Raw genomic sequence first — 18,408 nt, forward strand, 5'->3', positions numbered from 1 at the left:
TGATGCGAGACGACCAAAACAATATCGATGATGCATTTTCAGATCAAACGGAGGAGTTTGTATCGCTGGAAGGCAAGACAACCCTGCCTCAAGACGAACTAGTGGATGAAGTCTCAGAAGCCATCACGGCAGAAGCAGATGAAGAAACAACCGACACCGTCGCCTCTGCTGAATCCGAAGAAGGCGTAGAACCGGAAGAAGAGTTGGTCGAAGAGCAGGTTAAAGATGAAATCGATATTCAGATCGATCTCTTGAATGACTCCGAATGGGTCGTCCGACGTGAAGCAGTCATTACCCTTGGCGAAATGGGCGATGAACGCTGTGTCGAGCCTCTCGTTCGGTGCCTTCGAGACGGGGATTGGCAGGTTCGGGATGCCGCCGTTGAGGCCATTGCCATGATTGGGTCACCGGCCGTGGACCTGCTCCTCCGCTATATACGAGACTACGATGCTCGGAAATCAGTGATCAAAGCGTTGGGGAAGATCAACGATGAACGAGTCCTTGATCCGTTAATTTCGATGCTTCACAATGATGAATTTAAGGACGATGCGACCTGGGCGCTTGCAGAACTTGGACAACCCGCTGTTGGACGGTTACTCGAATGTCTAAAGAATCAAGATGAAGTGATTAGAAAACAGGCCATCCTGGCTCTCGGAGAGATTAAGGATGCCAGTTGCGTGGATTTATTGATCGAACGCTTGCAAGACCCTGACTGGTTCATCCGACTCTCGTCAGCTGCCGCGTTAGAAAAAATCGGAGATCCTCGTGGCCGTGAGGCGATCAAGCCTTTGGCAAAAGATCCTGATCTGGTTGTGCGCTTACGGATCGAACGCATGTTGGCAGCATGGAAAAAGCAGGCTGTCACGGCTTAATCCTATTCAAACCCTCAGGGTTGCGAACAAACCTGAGCCCTCAATTGTCCGGACAATTGAGGGCTCTTTTTTATGGGCAAAAATGGACGAATCCGGAATACTACGATGCGACTGACAACAACAAAAAACGCGTGCAGCGGCGGGCTATTTGAACAACTTAATCAAGGCATAACGGATTGCAATTCTTGACGAAGATCGTCCAGCATGTGAGGAGGAAGGCTATGCCCTTGAGCCAGACTTAGCTGAGCCTCTCGAATTTTCTGTTTAACGTTTTTGATTTTTTGAGCCATGGGTCCTTGAGGGTCCAACTCAACCGCCTGATCTAAATGGTGAAGTGCACGCTCAAACTCCTCTGACGCTTCCTTGAAATGATGATCTAACAGATACGCTCGCCCTTCCAAAAAGCCATCTTTTGCTGCCAGCATTTGTCTCTGCAAATTAATCTTCTGATCATATCCAATCGTGTTCTCCAGGACTTGTCCCGACAAGTCTCGCAATCGTTGCTTCACCTCGTCCGGTTTTTGCCCCGTGTAATAACCCAATCCAAATACAATACCCAGCAGGATCAATATTCGTAACACCTTCATAGTGGACCTCGCCGGCTCAGAATGCCTCCCGCTCTTCGCTGAATAGACATCGACCCCAGTTCACTCCATGAATAAGACTGGAAGGGAAATTCATATCGATCGAGGAGCAACCGATGAGACAGGGAATGATGCACCATACGTAAGCCGATGGTATCACTGCATTGCAGAAGGTACAACTCTGACACAGGATACTCGATGACCTTCTGGGCAAAGAGTCAGGCTACCGCACATGAGCCGAAAGTTTATGGAACCCGCTAAGAGATTCAGGCCAACTTTTCGTCTCGTGCCTTCCCTGCCTCCGAAAACAACGGCGTATAGGCACGCTGCACGTATTCTTTGAGCATGCGACGGGCACTAAACCGTGGAGCCGAAGTCCGAATGGAATTTTTGACGACAGTGCACCACCCATGTGGAACGCCATCAACACCACGATCGTAATACAACGGAATCACCTCGTTTTCAAGTTTGGTGTAGAGGCCGACCATATCCAGGTCATCCTGGGCCCAATCACCAAGTGGCTCTTCAGGGAGAGGCACTGCCCAGCCATTGCTTCCATCATAGCCTTCTTTCCACCACCCATCTAACACACTCAAATTAGGCACGCCATTTAAGGCGGCTTTCTGGCCACTTGTCCCGCTCGCCTCCAATGGCGGGCGAGGATTATTGAGCCACACATCGACCCCTTGCACTAAAAATTTGGCCACATGCATATCGTAATCTTCGACAAAGGCAATATGGCCACCCAAATGATGCGCTTTGGCAAATTGATAAATACGATGGATGAGTTCGCGCCCTGCCTGATCGGCGGGATGTGATTTTCCGGCAAAGATAATTTGAACAGGCCGCCATGGATTCAACAGAATTTGTTTCAGCCGGTCCAGATCTGAAAATAACAACGTGGCCCGCTTATAGGAGGCAAATCGCCTGGCAAAGCCCAGCGTCATCGAATGCGGTTCAAGAAATGCCCCGCTCGCCAACACCTGGATAGGCTCCATCGTCCCATCCATCCATCCCATACGCGCGCGCTGACGGATAAAGGTCAACAGCTTTCGTTTCAAAAATTGCCGGACCTCCCAAATTTCCCCATCCGGCACCTCTTGCATGCGCTGCCACATGTTCGGATCGTCACACTTTTCACGCCAATCAGAGCCAAGATATTTTTGATACAACACATCCATTTCCTGGGCAATCCAGGTGGGAACATGCACCCCATTCGTGACGCTATGAATAGGGACCTCCTGCAGCGGTCGTTCCGGCCACAGAATGTGAAACATTTTTTTTGAAACCTGTTCGTGTTCCTTGCTCACCCCATTAATGAACGAGGCCAGGCGGATAGGCAATGTCGTCATATGGAATTGGTCCGCTGATAATTCCGGATGACGACCCAACGCCATAAAATCTTCCTGCGTGAGCCCTACCTCCTCCCACCACCATTGACAATGCTCACGAATAAGGTCTCCCGAAAAGACATCATGCCCGGCCGGGACGGGCGTATGGGTGGTAAATACGGTGCTCTGGCGAATTTGAGCGGCCGCCTCCGACAGGGACAGCCCTTGTTGAAGTTGTTCCCGCATCCGTTCGACTAGAAAAAAGGCCGGATGTCCTTCATTGGCATGCCACACATCGGGATCCCGCCCCACGGCACGAAGGGCCCGTACACCGCCGATGCCCAACAGCAACTCCTGACAAAGCCGTGTGCGATGATCCCCTCCATAGAGCCGGGCACTCAGATGACGATCTTCTGGTGAATTTTCCGGTGTATCGGTATCCAAAAGATACAGCGAAACCCGGCCAACCTGGATCTGCCAGATCACACATGCGACCATTCGGGAACCCAATTGGACTTGAACCTTCGCCAAATCCCCGGCAGGTGTCCGTGCCAACTCAATCGGCATCATCATCGGATCGACGGAATCATACACGGCTTCCTGCCAACCGTTGGTATCCACGACCTGACGAAAATACGCCTGGCTATACATAAATCCGACAGCCACCAGGGGCACTCCCAGATCGCTGGCTTCTTTGAGATGATCACCAGCCAGAATCCCCAATCCCCCGCTATACAGGGGAACGGAACGATGCAACCCAAATTCTGCAGAAAAATAGGCAATGGTGCGATCCTGCCACTGAGGATAGGTTCGCCCAAACCAGTGGTCCTTGGCCTCCATATAAACAAGAAACGCCTTCATCGCCTCGCGATACAGGGAAAGAAACACCACATCTTGTCTGAGAGTCTCCAATCGATCAGAGGAAATCTTCTGCAACTGCTTAATGGGATCGTGATACGTTAGTCGCCAAAGCGTGGGATCAATATAAGAAAAAACGGCCCGGCCCTCAGGAGACCAACTCCACCACACATTTTGAGCTAACTCAGAAAGATTCCGAAATTCATCCGTCAATGTACGAGTTTGATTCATAGGGTATACTCACAAAAAAAATGGCATCATCCAAAGGCGAAGGATCTTCACCAAACATGGACACATGTTGAAGTGGTCAAAGAGAACACGCAGAAGAGTCAGTTAGAGAGGGTTAGGCATTCCCAACAGGCTGATTTGGATTCGTCCCCGCTTGCGCCAACGAAGCCACAACCGCAAACCGCTCGCCCACGATCCGGGTCGCCCGGTTCATGTGCTTGGCCAATTCCTTGGCTTCATCAGGGGGAAGGTCGCGGCGAAACTGTGGATGAAGCCCCCACCAGGATTCGACTTCCTCTCCCTGTGCGCGAGACACCACGCTAATCAATTTGATCAGGTTTTTCCCTGCTGTCTCCGGGCCACCTGATTGGGTCGAAGAACTGCCTTTTTCAGCAGCCCCGGACGAACCGATCCCTTCCGCCACGGAGTGAGACGCAGCCGCCGCCGGTTGAACGTTGGGTTTAGTCGCATCTTCAAATAGGCTTTTGAGGGCCGGGACGACCGCGCTTCCACACAAAAATGCCGCAGCGGTTATTTCCTGCTTGCCCGGAGCTCCGGCTTTAGAGGCAATGCGTTCCGAAAAAAACTGGAAATATTGATCCCGCTCTTTGGTTTGGTCTGTGACCACAAACTTAAATTTTTCATAGGTTTTTCGACTATCCGCCACTACCTGGCCAACGGACAGCGTCACTTCCATGTCATCTACTTCACTTGAACTCAACGACGGGGCCAGGACCGTTTTTAATTGGTGGGCCACGGAATCTTCCAAACTATTCATAAAGTCTTTTTGGCCTTGAATCGGGATATAAAATCCAGACAGGCGATCCACCAGGTTAAACAGCATACGCAGAAATTCCAAATAAATTTCCCATTCCTGCTTCCGCTGCAGCTTCATGGCTAGCTTTTGATCAGACCGTTTGATCAGGCCGACCGATTCCCGAGCCACACTCATCATGGTATGAGCAAGATCCTTCAGCACACTCTCGTAATTTTCAGCAGATTGTTTGGCCATTTTCAACTCCGTAATTGTGTAAAGTATAACCGAGGGCCCACGACCTGTCCAAGCCTAATATGGAAGTGTTGAAAAAAGCCGCCAGTGGCGTTCTCCCCACTTGGCCGTGCTCACGTACTTCTTGTACGCTCCCCTCGTCCAAGTAGCTGCGCCCCTACTGGACGAGCCTTTTTTTCACACTCCCCTATTGTTTTCATTTGCTTTTGGCCACTCCTCTGCTCGGGAAAAGGAGAACATATTCAAAATTTCAACAGACCGAATTTCGCCCGCGTTGCAACCCACCACCACGTATGCTATACACGGCCAAAGGTCTTCGAAAGACGAAACTCGGGTTCATATCTCCCGTTAATTCCTGCCCATGGATTCATGGATTCCACGTCACCATCATCTAAAGTTTATGTCCTGAAACGTCCCCTGGAGGAGTCCACTCCGCCAAAATTATCGCGTAATTACGCGGAAGAATTGAATCCCCAACAACTCGCCGCCGTGGAGGCCGTGCAAGGCCCGGCCCTTGTCATCGCCGGAGCGGGCAGCGGGAAAACACGCACGCTCGTATATCGGGTCGCCAGGCTCATCGACCTGGGCATTGTCCCCAGCTCCATTTTACTCCTGACCTTTACCCGAAAAGCCTCACAGGAAATGCTCAGCCGGGTCGGACTCCTCATCGGACTCCGCGCCCAGCAGGTCGGCGGTGGAACTTTTCACTCAATGGCCAATATCCTCCTGCGGCGATATGGCCGCCCCGTCGGACTGGAACCAGGGTTTACCATACTCGATCGGGGAGATTCCGAAGATCTTTTGAGCCTCCTCCGTGGTCAATTGGGGCTGAACGATACCGGCAAACGGTTCCCCCGCAAACATACCCTGGCCGAAATATTCGGCAAAACAGCCAACACGCTGGAAAGCCTGGAAGACATTGTCATCAACGAATACAGCCACTTCGGGGAGTATCTGGGAGAACTCCAGAAACTCCAGGCCGCCTATGAGGCCGCCAAGCGCCAACGGCAACTGGTCGATTACGACGACCTCTTAGTCAAACTCCTTGAACTCCTGGTCATCGACCAACAGGCCCGAGAAACCATTAGCCAAATTTTTCGCTATATTCTGGTGGATGAATATCAAGACACCAATCCCCTGCAAGCCTCACTGGTCCGCAATCTGGCGGCCACCCATGACAATGTCATGGTGGTGGGCGACGATTCCCAATCCATCTATGCCTTTCGTGGTGCCACCTTCCGCAATATCATGGAATTTCCCGACCTCTTCCCGGGAGCCACTATATACAAATTGGAGGAAAACTACCGGAGCACGCAACCGATTCTCCAACTGGCGAACAAACTTATCGAAGCGGCGCCCGAAAAATACAGCAAAACGCTCTTCACACGAAAAGCAGAGGGACCATTACCCACCGTCGTGGAGGCCATGGGAGAAAACGCCCAATCGCGATTCATCGCGCAAAAAATTCTGGAATTAAGGGAAGAAGGTATCCCCTTACATGAGATCGCCGTCCTGTTCCGATCCAGCTTTCATGCCTTTGACCTTGAATTGGAACTCACCCGGCGAAACCTCCCCTTCATCAAACGAGGCGGGTTCAAATTCATCGAAACCGCTCATGTCAAAGACCTCATGGCCCATTTGCGGATCATTCACAATCCTTTGGACACGGTCAGTTGGAACCGGCTCCTCTTGCTCCTCGAAGGGGTCGGCCCCAAAAAAGCCAAAGATCTGATCGCGTCAATCCTCCAGGCCCATGGCCAATATGAGATCTTGAAACACAGTACCGGCCGCTCCGCCTCGGGATTGCGACACCTGGCCGCCACACTGGACCAATTAATGGAACATCCCCTCACTCCTGCCGTACTGCTCGGGGAAATGATGGAATACTATGTCCCTCTCCTCAAAGATCAGTATGACGATTACCCCAAACGGATTCGAGACCTGGAACATTTATCCGTCATGGCGGAACGATACGAAAGTCTTAACGACTTCCTGGCCGATCTCACGCTTGAGCCCCCCAATGAAAGTGTGGTGGACGTCGAAGCCCCCGATCGGGACGATGAGCGGCTGATTCTTTCCACCATTCACTCGGCCAAGGGATTAGAATGGCAATGCGTCTTTGTCATCTGGCTGGTGGACGGACGGTTTCCCTCCGCCTACTCCTTCATGGGCCCAGAAGAACTGGAAGAAGAGCGCCGACTGCTTTACGTCGCGGTTACCAGAGCCAAACATCACCTCTTCCTCACCTACCCCATCAATGTGTACGATAAAATGACCGGGTCGGTCCTCACGAAACCCTCACGGTATCTGGATCACATCCCGCCATCCTATTTCGACACCTGGAGTTTAGTTGAAGAAGATCAAACCTATTCCTGGAGGTAATTTTTAGTAGTATGCCGAAAAGCCTAAAGAACATTAAAATGCTCAACTTTATTCAGTACTTCACATTATCTCATCAGCGGCGGCAGAGTGTTCAAAAAGGCTCGTCCAGCAAGGCCGCAGGCATTTTGGCGAGCGCAGCGTACGGGGGAGTACGTGAGCACGACAAAAGGCCGAGAACGCAGTTGGCGAACTTTTTCAACACTCTGCTATTGACATATTTCGGTCGGATGTTGGGCCTGGCCTTTCTGGTCAGTCTGATAAGTGTGAACATGCCAAGCCAAGCCTGGTCGGCTGAGGACGCCACCTCAAGTCGTCCCAACCCCCGTCATCCCTGGCCTGCCCTCCTGCAGCAAGCCGACACCCTGGGGCTGCCAACGGGGTTCCTCAAACACATCGACCCCACATTTGTCACCGTACACTTTGAAGACCTCCGCACGTACGCCGCAGAATACCATCCACACGATCACACCATGATTCTCAACCTGCGGCTGTCCTTCAATGAAGCCGGCGGCGCGTTGGCCGATCTGGCCCGGATGACCCACCATGATGTCGCCCTGCTCTATCATGAACTCCTGCATGCCTATCTGGACTACCTCTACGCCACCGACCATGGACAAGCGCTGACCGCGGAAGACCAGCAGGTATTGGAGGCCGCCAACAACCAGATGGCCTGTCACTACCGCTTTGTCCGGATCAATCCTATTCGCCAGCTCAAAGGCGCCACCGAACTCCGGTTTCTCTCGGATCAGGATACGTGGGAAGTCATGAATGAAACCTGGGCGGTCTTTGTCGGCTGGGTGCTATGGACCAAATTGGAACTCTTCCAGGACCACCTGACCACAAAAAGCTGGACACCCGCACTCATCGAGCAATGGACCCAACGGTTAACGGATGCGGTGAACTCCGGTGAATTATTGGGCTACTACGAACCCGATGATCCGGAGGAACGCCAGATCGCCCGTAAACGCTTCATCGCCCCTTCCAATGGCCTCACCCCGCAGGATGTCGAACTGTTGTTAACCACCGTCCTAGGGGAACCACCCGAACTGGTCCAAGCTTCCACCGCGGTGTTTAAGCAGTACCAAACCACGATGGAACCGGCTCCCTCTTGCGAATAAATTGAGGGCCTCCGGCAGGTAGACATCACCTGAACATCCATGCTAGCTTCAGAACTTTTCCGGGGCGGTTGCCCTCTGTTTTTCCTCTCGCATGGCGGAGAGGCCACAAGAACTAGAGGCCGGATGTAATCGCACATGAACACAATCTTGCGCCTGTAGCTCAGTGGATAGAGCACTTGCCTCCGGAGCAAGGGGCCACAGGTTCAAATCCTGTCAGGCGCACCATGCAGGTGAATACTTTGAAAGTTCCCCTATTTGTCATGAAGGCCAAAGGGAGATAGAATTCCCCTTCTTGATCACTCACAAAGGAAAACGATCAGAAAAACTAAGAATAAGACGAACGACAAACCGCTAGACACATTTTAGATATCTTCATCTCGGTGGGGCCGTTAGCTCAGTTGGTAGAGCAGCTGACTCTTAATCAGCGGGCCGTAGGTTCGACCCCTACACGGCCCACCATATTTATCCCAACATCCAAACCTACACCAATCCACGACAAAACCAAATACTCTTAGGAGAGCGCAGAAATAAAAAGAGCGCCCCCCAATTTCTGCACATCTTTTGCACATCCTTCTGGCCACAACCCTTCTCATTCATCTAGTCTCTTGAGTTCCCATTTCACAGGTATCCGCACTTGATCACGTTGGTTATCTGGTGAAGGCCATGTGACATTCCTAGACGCATTGGTCGACACGAAGTTTCGTGGGACTCCAAGACCCAGGCAGTGTTTCAAGGCCGCATGATCCTAACTCACTCTCAATAAGCTAGAGATTTTCCCTTTGGGAGATTCCGCTGCGATCCAAAGTCTTCACATCCGATAGTGTGAGGTCCTCAAGAAATTTCCTATCAAAGATCAAGAATTAGGATGAATTGTCCTCGAAAAGCCAATATAAGATTTCTCTCGATAATTTCTAAGTCCCTTCACCTCTTCAGGGGAGAACTACATCTTTGCTCTCCCCTTCAACCAATTAGACCATTTCACCATTCATACATTGCTGGCAGACGAGGTATGCCTGCTCAGCAGAATCAACTCGATTCATGGAAAACATCAGGCCAGAATTATTGAGTGTCCTTCAAAAACACGCTTCTATAGCGGGAAACCAATCCATTTTTTTGTAAGGTTGAAAGAGTATGGCCAATCATTTATCCTTTTTTTCTTCCAAAATAATTATTCAATAATGAGATAAAGGAGGTAATTTTGACACGACAGAACCACAAATTTATCCTACTTACAGTCCTCTCTGCATTCATTGCGTCTTGCTCAGTTATTGAACGCCTTGATTTTGAACCGACAAACACCGGATTTTTTTCTGCGGAGGATCTCCCTTCCTATCGGAACAACTACCAGCGGATATCCAGCTATCAATTCAACCCCGGGTATGGTGAATTTCACATGGGTCGCGGTCGCGTGAAAATGACCGGCATGTATTCGCTTCAAGATTCAACGACTGCGGGTTTGACTCAACTGGGCCAGATCGATTTGGTCATCGACTTTAGCGAAAGGGATGAAACCAGGACAGGCGGGCCAGGCACGGTCGAAGTTCCGATTGTCGAGGGCCAAGTTAGCCGAGTGACTAATTTGGGTGGAGCAGAAATTCCCGAGGTTGGAATCGGGTGGGAAGGAACCTTGCCGATCACCGGATACGTGACACTTAACGAACCTGTTGGGACAGGTAATCCCCCGCAAGACATCACATTTGAGGCCAAAGGAAACCTTCGGTCGATTTCACCTCATGGGGAGGCCGGTACCCAACGGATGGTCAATTTGTCCTTTTCGGGAACCTTTAAGAAGGAAATAGAACTTGGGAGCTTTCTCGTCGCAGCAGCGGGAAAGATTGAGTCGACGAACGGGGAATCAGATTTCTATCTGGAGGAAGTGCGGTAAGAGTAAGAAGATCGCAACTGGTTGATTTTCCCAATATTCGCCGTGTTGGTGTGGCCGTTAGCTCAGTTGGTAGAGCAGCTGACTCTCAATCAGCGGGCCGTCAACCTCTGGCGGCCCACCATTTCAATCACCCCATTGCCTGTTCCCGCTACTAACCCGTTTCCCAAAAACCTGCTTTAAATCTGTTTCTGGAAATCTGGCGAGCGCGTTCCCCTGGATTTAACGGCAGGCTTTGCGTTGTTTGACCACAGGCGATCAGAGAAGACTTTGACCACTTTAGCTCGAGGCGATAAGAGCTAGAGTCAACCATTCCGTGACCGAGGTAAACTGATGACTCAGTTCAATTCAATGGTCACTGCCGCCAATTGGCCCGTGAATTTGAATGGTATCTCATATCCTTCCGTCAACGGCGTACCCGTGTCAAAACCAATGTCGAGCGTTTCGTCAAGCGTCACACGGTTCGGAATACTTTTCTCCACTCGGCCTTCCCCGATTTGTTTCTCGTTCGCATAAAGGGTCACGGTGGCTCCGGCAAACGGTTTGTCCGTGTCCGATTTATACACGGCTTTGAGCGTCACGTCTCCTACCGGAATGGGCTCCGTTGACATGATGGTATACCGTGCGACACCAACGAGGTTGTAGTGATAGATGAGCCGTTCTTTCTGCACGTACAGCCCGTATCCCCCGAAGCGACCTCCCTGAGTGAGGAGCATGCCCTCAGCCTTACTCTCAGGTATCACCACCTTGGCGGTAATCGTATGGTCCTTGTGCTTGAGATTAGGGGAGGCCCCTTCAGGAAGCCGAAGCAAGTTCGGATAGGTGAAAGATGTACGACCTTCTGTGAGGCTTGGGCGGTTTGCCACATTCAACCGCTCGGTTTTCCGATCATCGAGAGGCAAAACGTTATATTTCGCAGCTTCGGCAAAGAAGAGTTTGACGAGGCTGTTGAGCTTCTCCGGATTCTTATCTGCAAGATTCAACGCTTGGCTGAAGTCCTCCTCCACATGGTAGAGCTCCCAGGACATGTCCAGCAGGTCGGCAGGGGTGTTCTCGCTGAGCCAGGGTATCCCACGTATCGCACTGGCCATCCATCCGTCATGGTAGATGCCTTGGTTCCCGAGCATCTCGAAATACTGGGTAGTTCGCCGACCGGGAATATCCGGATTATCAAAGGTGTAGGCCATGCTGATCCCCTCAATGGGCTTTTGGGCAACTCCATTGAATTGAGCCGGAGCTTGCACGCCGACGGCTTCCAGGATAGTCGGGGCGATATCGATGACATGGTGGAACTGATTTCGGATTTCCCCCCGCGCCTTGATGCGCTGCGGCCATGAAATGGCGAGCCCATTGCGCGTTCCACCAAAATGGCTGGCAATCTGCTTCGTCCACTGGAACGGCGTGTCCATGGCCCAAGCCCAAGCCGCAGGAAAATGATTGTAATGTTTCTCTCCCCCTAGGGTGTCGAGGGAAGCGACCTTAGCCTCCAACGATTCGGGAAGCCCGTTAAAGAACGTCATTTCATTGAGTAGCCCATGTATGCCTCCTTCGGCACTCGATCCGTTGTCCCCGGCCATGTAGATCACGAGGGTATTATCCAGTTGCCCCAAATGCTCGATCGCATCGATGAGCCGTCCTACCTCATGGTCCGTATGAGCGGTGAAGGCGGCAAAGACCTCCATCATCCTGGCATACACTCTCCGTTCATCTTCAGGCAATGAATCCCAGGCTGGTAATGAGGCAGGGCGCGTGGTGAGTTGTGCGTGCTTAGGAACCACCCCGAGACGCTGTTGACGCGCAAAGGTCTCCTCTCGATATTGGTCCCACCCCATGTCAAACTGCCCCTTGAATTTGTCGATCCATTCCTGTGGCACCTGGTGCGGAGCATGGGTGGCGCCGGTGGAGAAGTACACAAAGAACGGTCGTTGGGGGGCCACGGCTTTAGTTGCCCGGATCATCCGGATGGCGTGGTCAGCCAGATCGGTCGTCAAGTGATACGGCGAGCCATCTTCATTGGTATCAGGGGGTTCAATACGTTTCTTATTTTCGACCAAGGCCGGATGAAACTGATCGGTATCACCACCGACGAAGCCGTAAAAGTAATCAAATCCCAATCCACCCGCCCAACGATCGAAGGGTCCCACAAGGCTGGTCTCCCAGTCTGGAACATTGTGGTTTTTGCCAAACCAGGCATTGGCGTATCCGTACTCCCGCAGCACCTCCGCAAAGGTCGCGGCGGATGCCGGGATAATGCCGGTATACCCAGGGAAGCCAGTCCCGGCCTCGCCAATGACCCCCGTTCCAACGGAGTGGTGGTTGCGCCCGGTCAGGAGTGCCGCCCGAGTCGGGCTGCAGAGCGCTGTGGTGTGAAAACGGGTGTAACGCAACCCATTATTGGCAATGCGGTCTAGGGTGGGAGTCGGAATGGCGCCACCGAAGGTGCCCATCTGCCCATAACCCACGTCATCAAGCAGAACAATGAGAATATTGGGTGGATCGGTCAAACCAAACGTCTCAGGAACCTTCAGCCGGGGTTTCACAGGCTGGGAATCTTTATACGTCAATCCAATCTTTCCCTCAAAGGGGCCTTCCGGTCGGGGAAGCACTTCCTGGGCGGAGACCGTTGTGTGCAAGAGTACAGGAAGTAAGACGAAAAGCAGCATCTGAAGTTTTTTCATGAAAACGCTCCTTCTGATTACTACAACAACTGATCAATCGCAAAGCATGGGATCGTTAAGTGTGGTGAAGAAACACGCCGGTGAATTAGGGCATACCGTCAATGGCAAAGTCCACCTTCAAGAGAATGGAAGAAATATACACTTTTATCAAACATAAGCGGTATACCATCGCATAGTCCTACTTTGTCCAGGACATCAGAAGTGATAGGATTTCTTATCATGATTCCCCGCGTCCTCCTACTCATAATTGGTCTGTTTTCGCTGTTGAGCGAAGAATTGTTTGCCCAGACCGAGGGTGTAGTCCTTGAGCGGCGCTACTTTTATAAACAAGGGATTGTCGGTGTGTTCGGTATCGACGGAGAGTTTAACCCGGGTCGCTATAAATGGTCGATTCTTACCCCTTCGCAGAACTCGCTCCCGGGACTACCCGCTTATGTGGATCCCAATCGCATTCTCCCGTTCCCGGAAACCTCCCAACAGCCGGAGACATCTACCTTTTCTGCACTTGTGTACGAGGGCTGCTCCGATAGTAACCAGTGCGAATTTTATTTCCAACAGACGAACGAGCCCGCTGCAAAACGCCTAGTTATCCGACTTGCAGGCATCCGAACTCCGCACATCAAGGCGTCCTGTGAACAAGAAACGCTGTTGGGCCGACAGGCCCAGGAACTCATCCATGGATATCTTTCCTCCGCCGTTCACATTGAGCTCATTTCCTCCTCGATAGACCGGAGAGAAATCGTGGGACGGTTGGTTGCTGATGACCAAGATCTTTCCGAGCTCTTAATCAGCCAAGGACTTGCCATTCCCGTTAGGGAAGGGAAAAGGGATTGGTGCTCATAGAAATCGGCATCGGTTCTTCTGAAGAAAAAAAACCGTTCCACGTTTTCGGTAACGCGCGAATGCGCCACCGTGGTCGCAGGCGGTATGGTCCGCTGAAGTAAAATATCGCCTATCCCTTCTATTCATTCCTCCGCATGGAAATACATGTGATTTTGGTTTCCCTAGGCTCGATGAATGTTTTGGCCATAGCAACGTCCTCAGCAGCCTAACCTACTTCCTTTCTCGTCTGCCGGTCATGGTCATCACCGGCTTCACCGACCTTGATCAGAGAGAAGGACAGATCAGCACGGCGCTCTTGCCTTCCACCACAAGCCTGCTAATCGAGTAAAAGTTCCGGCGAATAAGGCGTTGAAATCTCAATTCCAGCAGGCCAGATTTTTTTTCGATGGCACCCTCTCAATCCCTTTTGCCCAGCTTGCCCTCAGAATCTAAGCCATTTATTCTTGTCCTTCCCATGGAATCTGAATTAAGTTTGCCTGCATCCGAACATTCGAGCACGTCTCCACTTGGCGGGATTCTCTCGGCTATCCTTCCAGGACTTGGGCTACTGGTCCGAAGGTATCCCATTCAGATGGCCTGGGTGCTAATAGTGGGAGGGCTGCTCGGCGTCGCCACCTGGGGGCTCGGAGCCGTCGGGGGGCCGGGAGCAGGTTTGTTCTTTGGCATGTTAATAATCTTGCCGTGGTGGTGCCTGCAAGCCTACCAAGCCTATCTCCCAGCTCCACAAGGCCAACTGGCCACGTTACGCCTTGCCTGGAAACGTGGTCACGACATCCGATTTCTTGGCGGATTATTTCTGTGGACAGCCCTCATGGACCTGTACATTATTTTGGCAAACCCTGAATACCACCTGTCCGTCTTTTGCACCAAACCTACCGGCATCTTAGGTCTCTTGTTCAAAGTGCAATCACCAGTGCTGCATATCGCCATCGGGTATGGCTTTCTCACACTTCGTCGTTGGGCCTTATTTGTCTTCCTGGCCTATGCCGGCTTTGGCATTCTCAATGCCACCAGCAACTTCGTATGCTTTGGATTCGGACGCATTCGCACCGTGTTCTTCATCTCAGTCTTGGCCTTTACGGCTTACGTCATCTGGCGCAGAGACTGTTTGGTGACCCATTCCCGACCATCCTAGAAATGGGAGTTAGACCACAAAAGTTCGCCCAAGTATTTGAGTAGAATTTCTGCGTTCCTCGATCTCACGCCTCCTCGCCTCGTATGGCGCTTTTTAGATGTGCCAACCGAATGGGGAATAGCCCAGTCGGCTCCAGGCTATCTGATACCAATCGATTGTATCAGCCTGGCTATCGCGGCTTAACTAGTTGTCCATAAAACCAGTGGAAGACCATGGACTGATTTAAGTTTTAAGGTCCGCAAAAAATTCGAACTTGATAATATCTCCAAGGAAAGGTAGTTTTTACAAAAATTTCAAACTTTTACCAGGCAGAATTTTCAATATTACGACCGTTTCTTTCTATCCTTAAACAAAATGGCCCATGCGAATTTATGGGATAGGACTTATATGAACCAAATCAATAAAGAGTGGGAAGAGTATAAAATCCTTCAAGACAAGCTCGACAAAATTGGTGACTTTCGATTCAAAGTAAGGGGATGGACTATTACTGTAATATCTGCGGTGGTGACAGGCGGATTTATTGGGAACATGACTCCATTTTTTTTAATTCTTCCCCTATTGTTAGTTTTCATTTTTCAACTTTTAGAGAAAAATCAGGACATTTGGCAAGAAGCTTTTTCCAAGCGAGTTTTCAGACTGGAAAGACAAATTTCCAGAAAACCTAACGAATCTCCTAGAATTGCACGATCAATAAGAGAAAGGCACTCAGAAGTAAAACATGGAGGATGGTTTGATAAACTCGCCCTTTATGCCTATCCGAATTTTTTTATAGGCATGTATTTTTTAATAATATTAGTTCTCCTTTTGAAGCTTTTCCTATCACAACCTCAACCTAATACGGTTGTTAAAACACCGGTAATCAAACCACTGTCGGCTACTATCCATCAGGTATCACCACCCAAAAAAGAAAATAGCTTTACCAATTCAAATGCAACCGCAAATCCTTTGAATTCCCAAAAACAGTCGCCTCAGCCAAATGATAAAGATATACTAAAAGAAAAAGAGAAAATGCATCCAGAAGATTTGCAATTTGCCCAATAGGATACAGGAAAAATGTCTAAGAAGGGTTCTCACCAAAAGTATATAGAGGAAATTATTGCGGAAATTGAGGAATTAGGAGTTGATAGTGTTAAAGGCCTTTACGAGTTTCAAAATTACATGGACGCCTTAGCATCACAATTATCTAAATTTCATGACATTCTTTTTAATAGTGACGAGGAAAATCCCCCTTCCCTTTCTGAAGTACTAGAGACCCTTTCTGGAAAATTAAAGAACTCTCACCTCAAAGATGTTGCCGGAGATATTGGCAGCCTCGATGACATATTTTCTGACATTGAGTATGAATCAGATTATAGCCCTGATTACATTGAGGCAGTTGAAGATACTAAAGTGCAAATGGTCACCGTCCTTCGAGAACAGATGCCATGCCTGCTTCAGAAACAATCGTTGGATTAAAACACCGAGCCATTGAAGCCCTAGAGAAAGCTGATTTTTCCTGGGCCGATCTCAGTGAAGTATCTGAAGAGATTATTCTGTACGGATCTCGTGCCGCTGGAGTAGAACGAGAATCTTCAGATTGGGATTTTCTTTGTGTCGGTTCTGGGAAAAATTGCAGAAAAAAAAAGATTGAAATTAAGTGGGTCAGCCACGAATATGTACTCTCAGAGAAATGGTTGGGCTCAGAATTGGCGGGCCATATTGCCAAATACGGAATTTGGCTAAAAGGTAATGGGACTTGGGTTTCTATGGTTTTCGTATCGGCAGATGCATTAAAAAGAAAAGAAATAGCAATTTGTGGCTATTTGGCTGGAATGAAGATAGCATGGTACTTTTGGGGAGATGATTATAAGAATGTAAAGGTGCGGAAATTAAGAAGACACATTCAAAGATTTGATTGCCTTTTTAACAATAGAGCAGTTCCCCCTAACTTTACCCTTGATCAAGAGTGGGGAGCACTTAAAAAGCCCAAAAATAAATTAGAAGAAATTATGGGCAAGATTAAATGTGTTCGTGAGTACAAGGAATTCATCGAGAATACAATTCTTCCCGTTATTTGATTTAAGATCAATTCTTATTTTTGACAAATTGTAGAATAATCCATAAAAAGCCTCAAAGCATGTTTTTTAATTTCAATCCTTAATTCAGAGGTGCCAAATTTCAGTACTTACACGACCCACCTTACTTTTCATCAATTACCAAAAACCACCTCCGTTTCTTAATCCGAGCGTGACATACTATTAATAAAAAAAACGTTTTAATACCCTTTCCCCAAACTCCTCTTAAAAAATTCAGCCTAAAGTGCTTAATTTACAGAGACTAGGATCGAGTGAAAATGGCGTTCATAAATCGGGTAGTTTTTTTACACGCGGGTGTGCAAGCAGAAGGGAGGGGATAGGGAAGGAAACCTACAGTTTCTGTGGTTTAACATCCTTCCAAGTAGGTAAGAGTAGGCAAGGTAAACTAGCTCCCACGACCTACAACTCCTGACGCTTTGGGTTTGGAGTGCCACGTCACGCAACGCACAAGCGTGCATACGCAAGCGTAATGAATGGCTTAATTTCCCGCATACATTTGTTGGGCGACCCCTCGCTCTACGCAACGAATAATCTTGCCGGCGTCACCGACCTTCGTCTTCCACGGCTAGAGCGATCACGATGAGAACCGCATAGTCTTGCTTCTTGCAGCCCACGACTGGAGGCATCGTCCCGCCTGGAGTGACCGGAAACGCCGTCTTCTGCACGTTTGCCGGAGAACACGAACCCTCACCGGTCGTCGGTGTATAGCGCGCGGAGCGGCACCTCAGGTGCGTCACGTCATAGAGCGTCGCCTGGTCATCAAGCTTCCAGCGGCTATTTCCATTCTTATCAGGGGGGTGAATGGTCAGCACGGTCGTGACCTCGCGGTCACCCGTGACCAGGTATTTGCCGGGAGGGATTGGAAATGTCGGCTGTTCCATGATGAGACCGTGTTCCTCCAGCCACCAGTCTGTGGGATCGAATTTCCAGCGTGCCGGGGCGACGCCACCCGCCTCCTCCAACTGCTTCAAGCTGCTCAACCGCACTCCCCGAGGACCTGGATCCAGCGGCCAGAGACCCCACGACTCCGCACCGTTCCCGGAGGTTGCATCCGGATCACCCAAGGCTGCGATGTACTGCGTTGAAATGCGCTGAAACTTCGGCTGACCTTCGCCTGCGGCATAAACCGTTTGACCGAAGCCGGCCATCATCACGAGCAATGCCGTTGCCAGACATGCCCCACCAATCAGGAGCATTGTTCCGAGAGTCGGAAACCAAATAAATCTTCGCTGTAAAGGGGTTCGCACTCTGAGTATCTTGGGCATTGAAATCATATAGTGACTTTCCTCCTTGGATGGGAAGGAACTCCCTAAATAAGTTAGGCTATATAGCCTAGCGCCAACGATAACGGACTGACAAACTGGTGCTGCGAGTTTGTCAGTCCGTGTTGATTATGTTGTTATGCGGTACTCA

Annotated in this window: 15 protein-coding genes and 2 tRNA genes; 12 read left to right on the top strand and 5 right to left on the bottom strand. The window is 50.1% G+C overall.

Annotated elements, in window-relative coordinates:
• Positions 1 to 2: 2 nt before the first annotated feature.
• Positions 3 to 872: a HEAT repeat domain-containing protein gene (locus PP769_RS02950; protein ID WP_312644952.1), complete on the top strand. Its 870-nt coding sequence runs from the start codon at positions 3 to 5 to the stop codon at positions 870 to 872.
• 161 nt (positions 873 to 1,033) lie between these two features.
• On the opposite strand, the gene PP769_RS02955 is transcribed toward PP769_RS02950, so the two are convergent.
• The 3 genes from PP769_RS02955 to PP769_RS02965 all read right to left on the bottom strand — a co-directional run bounded on the left by PP769_RS02955 (position 1,034) and on the right by PP769_RS02965 (position 4,885).
• Complete coding sequence (locus tag PP769_RS02955) at positions 1,034 to 1,459, bottom strand: hypothetical protein (RefSeq protein ID WP_312644954.1); 426 nt, start codon at positions 1,457 to 1,459, stop codon at positions 1,034 to 1,036.
• A 263-nt stretch (positions 1,460 to 1,722) separates the two neighbouring features.
• Positions 1,723 to 3,876, bottom strand: coding sequence for an alpha-glucan family phosphorylase (gene glgP, locus PP769_RS02960; RefSeq protein WP_312644956.1), 2,154 nt, complete (start codon positions 3,874 to 3,876; stop codon positions 1,723 to 1,725).
• Between the two features lie 112 nt (positions 3,877 to 3,988).
• Complete coding sequence (locus PP769_RS02965) at positions 3,989 to 4,885, bottom strand: hypothetical protein (RefSeq protein WP_312644958.1); 897 nt, start codon at positions 4,883 to 4,885, stop codon at positions 3,989 to 3,991.
• Between the two features lie 366 nt (positions 4,886 to 5,251).
• Here PP769_RS02965 and PP769_RS02970 point away from each other — a divergent pair, with 366 nt between their 5' ends.
• From PP769_RS02970 to PP769_RS02990, 5 genes are all read left to right on the top strand, one after another.
• Positions 5,252 to 7,264: an ATP-dependent helicase gene (locus PP769_RS02970; protein WP_312644960.1), complete on the top strand. Its 2,013-nt coding sequence runs from the start codon at positions 5,252 to 5,254 to the stop codon at positions 7,262 to 7,264.
• Between the two features lie 11 nt (positions 7,265 to 7,275).
• Entirely contained in the window at positions 7,276 to 8,382 is a 1,107-nt protein-coding gene (locus PP769_RS02975; RefSeq protein WP_312644963.1) for a hypothetical protein, read from the top strand.
• A 149-nt stretch (positions 8,383 to 8,531) separates the two neighbouring features.
• Positions 8,532 to 8,607 (top strand) — tRNA-Arg (locus PP769_RS02980).
• A gap of 158 nt (positions 8,608 to 8,765) precedes the next feature.
• Positions 8,766 to 8,841, top strand: a tRNA-Lys gene (locus PP769_RS02985).
• A 739-nt stretch (positions 8,842 to 9,580) separates the two neighbouring features.
• On the top strand, positions 9,581 to 10,267 hold the full coding sequence (locus PP769_RS02990; protein ID WP_312644965.1) for a hypothetical protein: 687 nt from the start codon (positions 9,581 to 9,583) through the stop codon (positions 10,265 to 10,267).
• A 335-nt stretch (positions 10,268 to 10,602) separates the two neighbouring features.
• Here the strand turns inward: PP769_RS02990 and PP769_RS02995 are convergent, their stop codons facing one another.
• Positions 10,603 to 12,942, bottom strand: a complete 2,340-nt coding sequence (locus tag PP769_RS02995; RefSeq protein WP_312644967.1) for an arylsulfatase — start codon at positions 12,940 to 12,942, stop codon at positions 10,603 to 10,605.
• Here PP769_RS02995 and PP769_RS03000 point away from each other — a divergent pair.
• From PP769_RS03000 to PP769_RS03025, 6 genes are all read left to right on the top strand, one after another.
• Positions 12,941 to 13,099 (top strand): hypothetical protein, encoded by a 159-nt coding sequence (locus PP769_RS03000; protein ID WP_312644969.1) that lies wholly within the window; start codon positions 12,941 to 12,943, stop codon positions 13,097 to 13,099. The two genes, PP769_RS02995 and PP769_RS03000, sit on opposite strands and share 2 nt — an antisense overlap.
• A 62-nt stretch (positions 13,100 to 13,161) precedes the next feature.
• The gene (locus PP769_RS03005; RefSeq protein ID WP_312644971.1) at positions 13,162 to 13,785 is read left to right on the top strand and encodes a thermonuclease family protein; all 624 of its coding nucleotides are present in this window, start codon (positions 13,162 to 13,164) and stop codon (positions 13,783 to 13,785) included.
• A 385-nt stretch (positions 13,786 to 14,170) separates the two neighbouring features.
• The gene (locus tag PP769_RS03010; protein ID WP_312644973.1) at positions 14,171 to 14,920 is read left to right on the top strand and encodes a hypothetical protein; all 750 of its coding nucleotides are present in this window, start codon (positions 14,171 to 14,173) and stop codon (positions 14,918 to 14,920) included.
• A gap of 387 nt (positions 14,921 to 15,307) precedes the next feature.
• A complete protein-coding gene (locus PP769_RS03015) occupies positions 15,308 to 15,961 on the top strand; it encodes a hypothetical protein (protein WP_312644975.1) in 654 nt (217 codons plus the stop codon).
• 12 nt (positions 15,962 to 15,973) lie between these two features.
• Positions 15,974 to 16,375 (top strand): hypothetical protein, encoded by a 402-nt coding sequence (locus PP769_RS03020; RefSeq protein ID WP_312644977.1) that lies wholly within the window; start codon positions 15,974 to 15,976, stop codon positions 16,373 to 16,375.
• Positions 16,345 to 16,977: a nucleotidyltransferase domain-containing protein gene (locus tag PP769_RS03025; RefSeq protein WP_312644979.1), complete on the top strand. Its 633-nt coding sequence runs from the start codon at positions 16,345 to 16,347 to the stop codon at positions 16,975 to 16,977. Before PP769_RS03020 ends, PP769_RS03025 begins: the two co-directional genes overlap by 31 nt.
• Positions 16,978 to 17,537: 560 nt before the next feature.
• On the opposite strand, the gene PP769_RS03030 is transcribed toward PP769_RS03025, so the two are convergent.
• On the bottom strand, positions 17,538 to 18,269 hold the full coding sequence (locus PP769_RS03030; RefSeq protein ID WP_312644981.1) for a hypothetical protein: 732 nt from the start codon (positions 18,267 to 18,269) through the stop codon (positions 17,538 to 17,540).
• Between the last annotated feature and the right edge of the window lie 139 nt (positions 18,270 to 18,408).

It is taken from the genome of Candidatus Nitrospira allomarina (assembly GCF_032050975.1).
GTDB lineage: Bacteria > Nitrospirota > Nitrospiria > Nitrospirales > UBA8639 > Nitrospira_E > Nitrospira_E allomarina.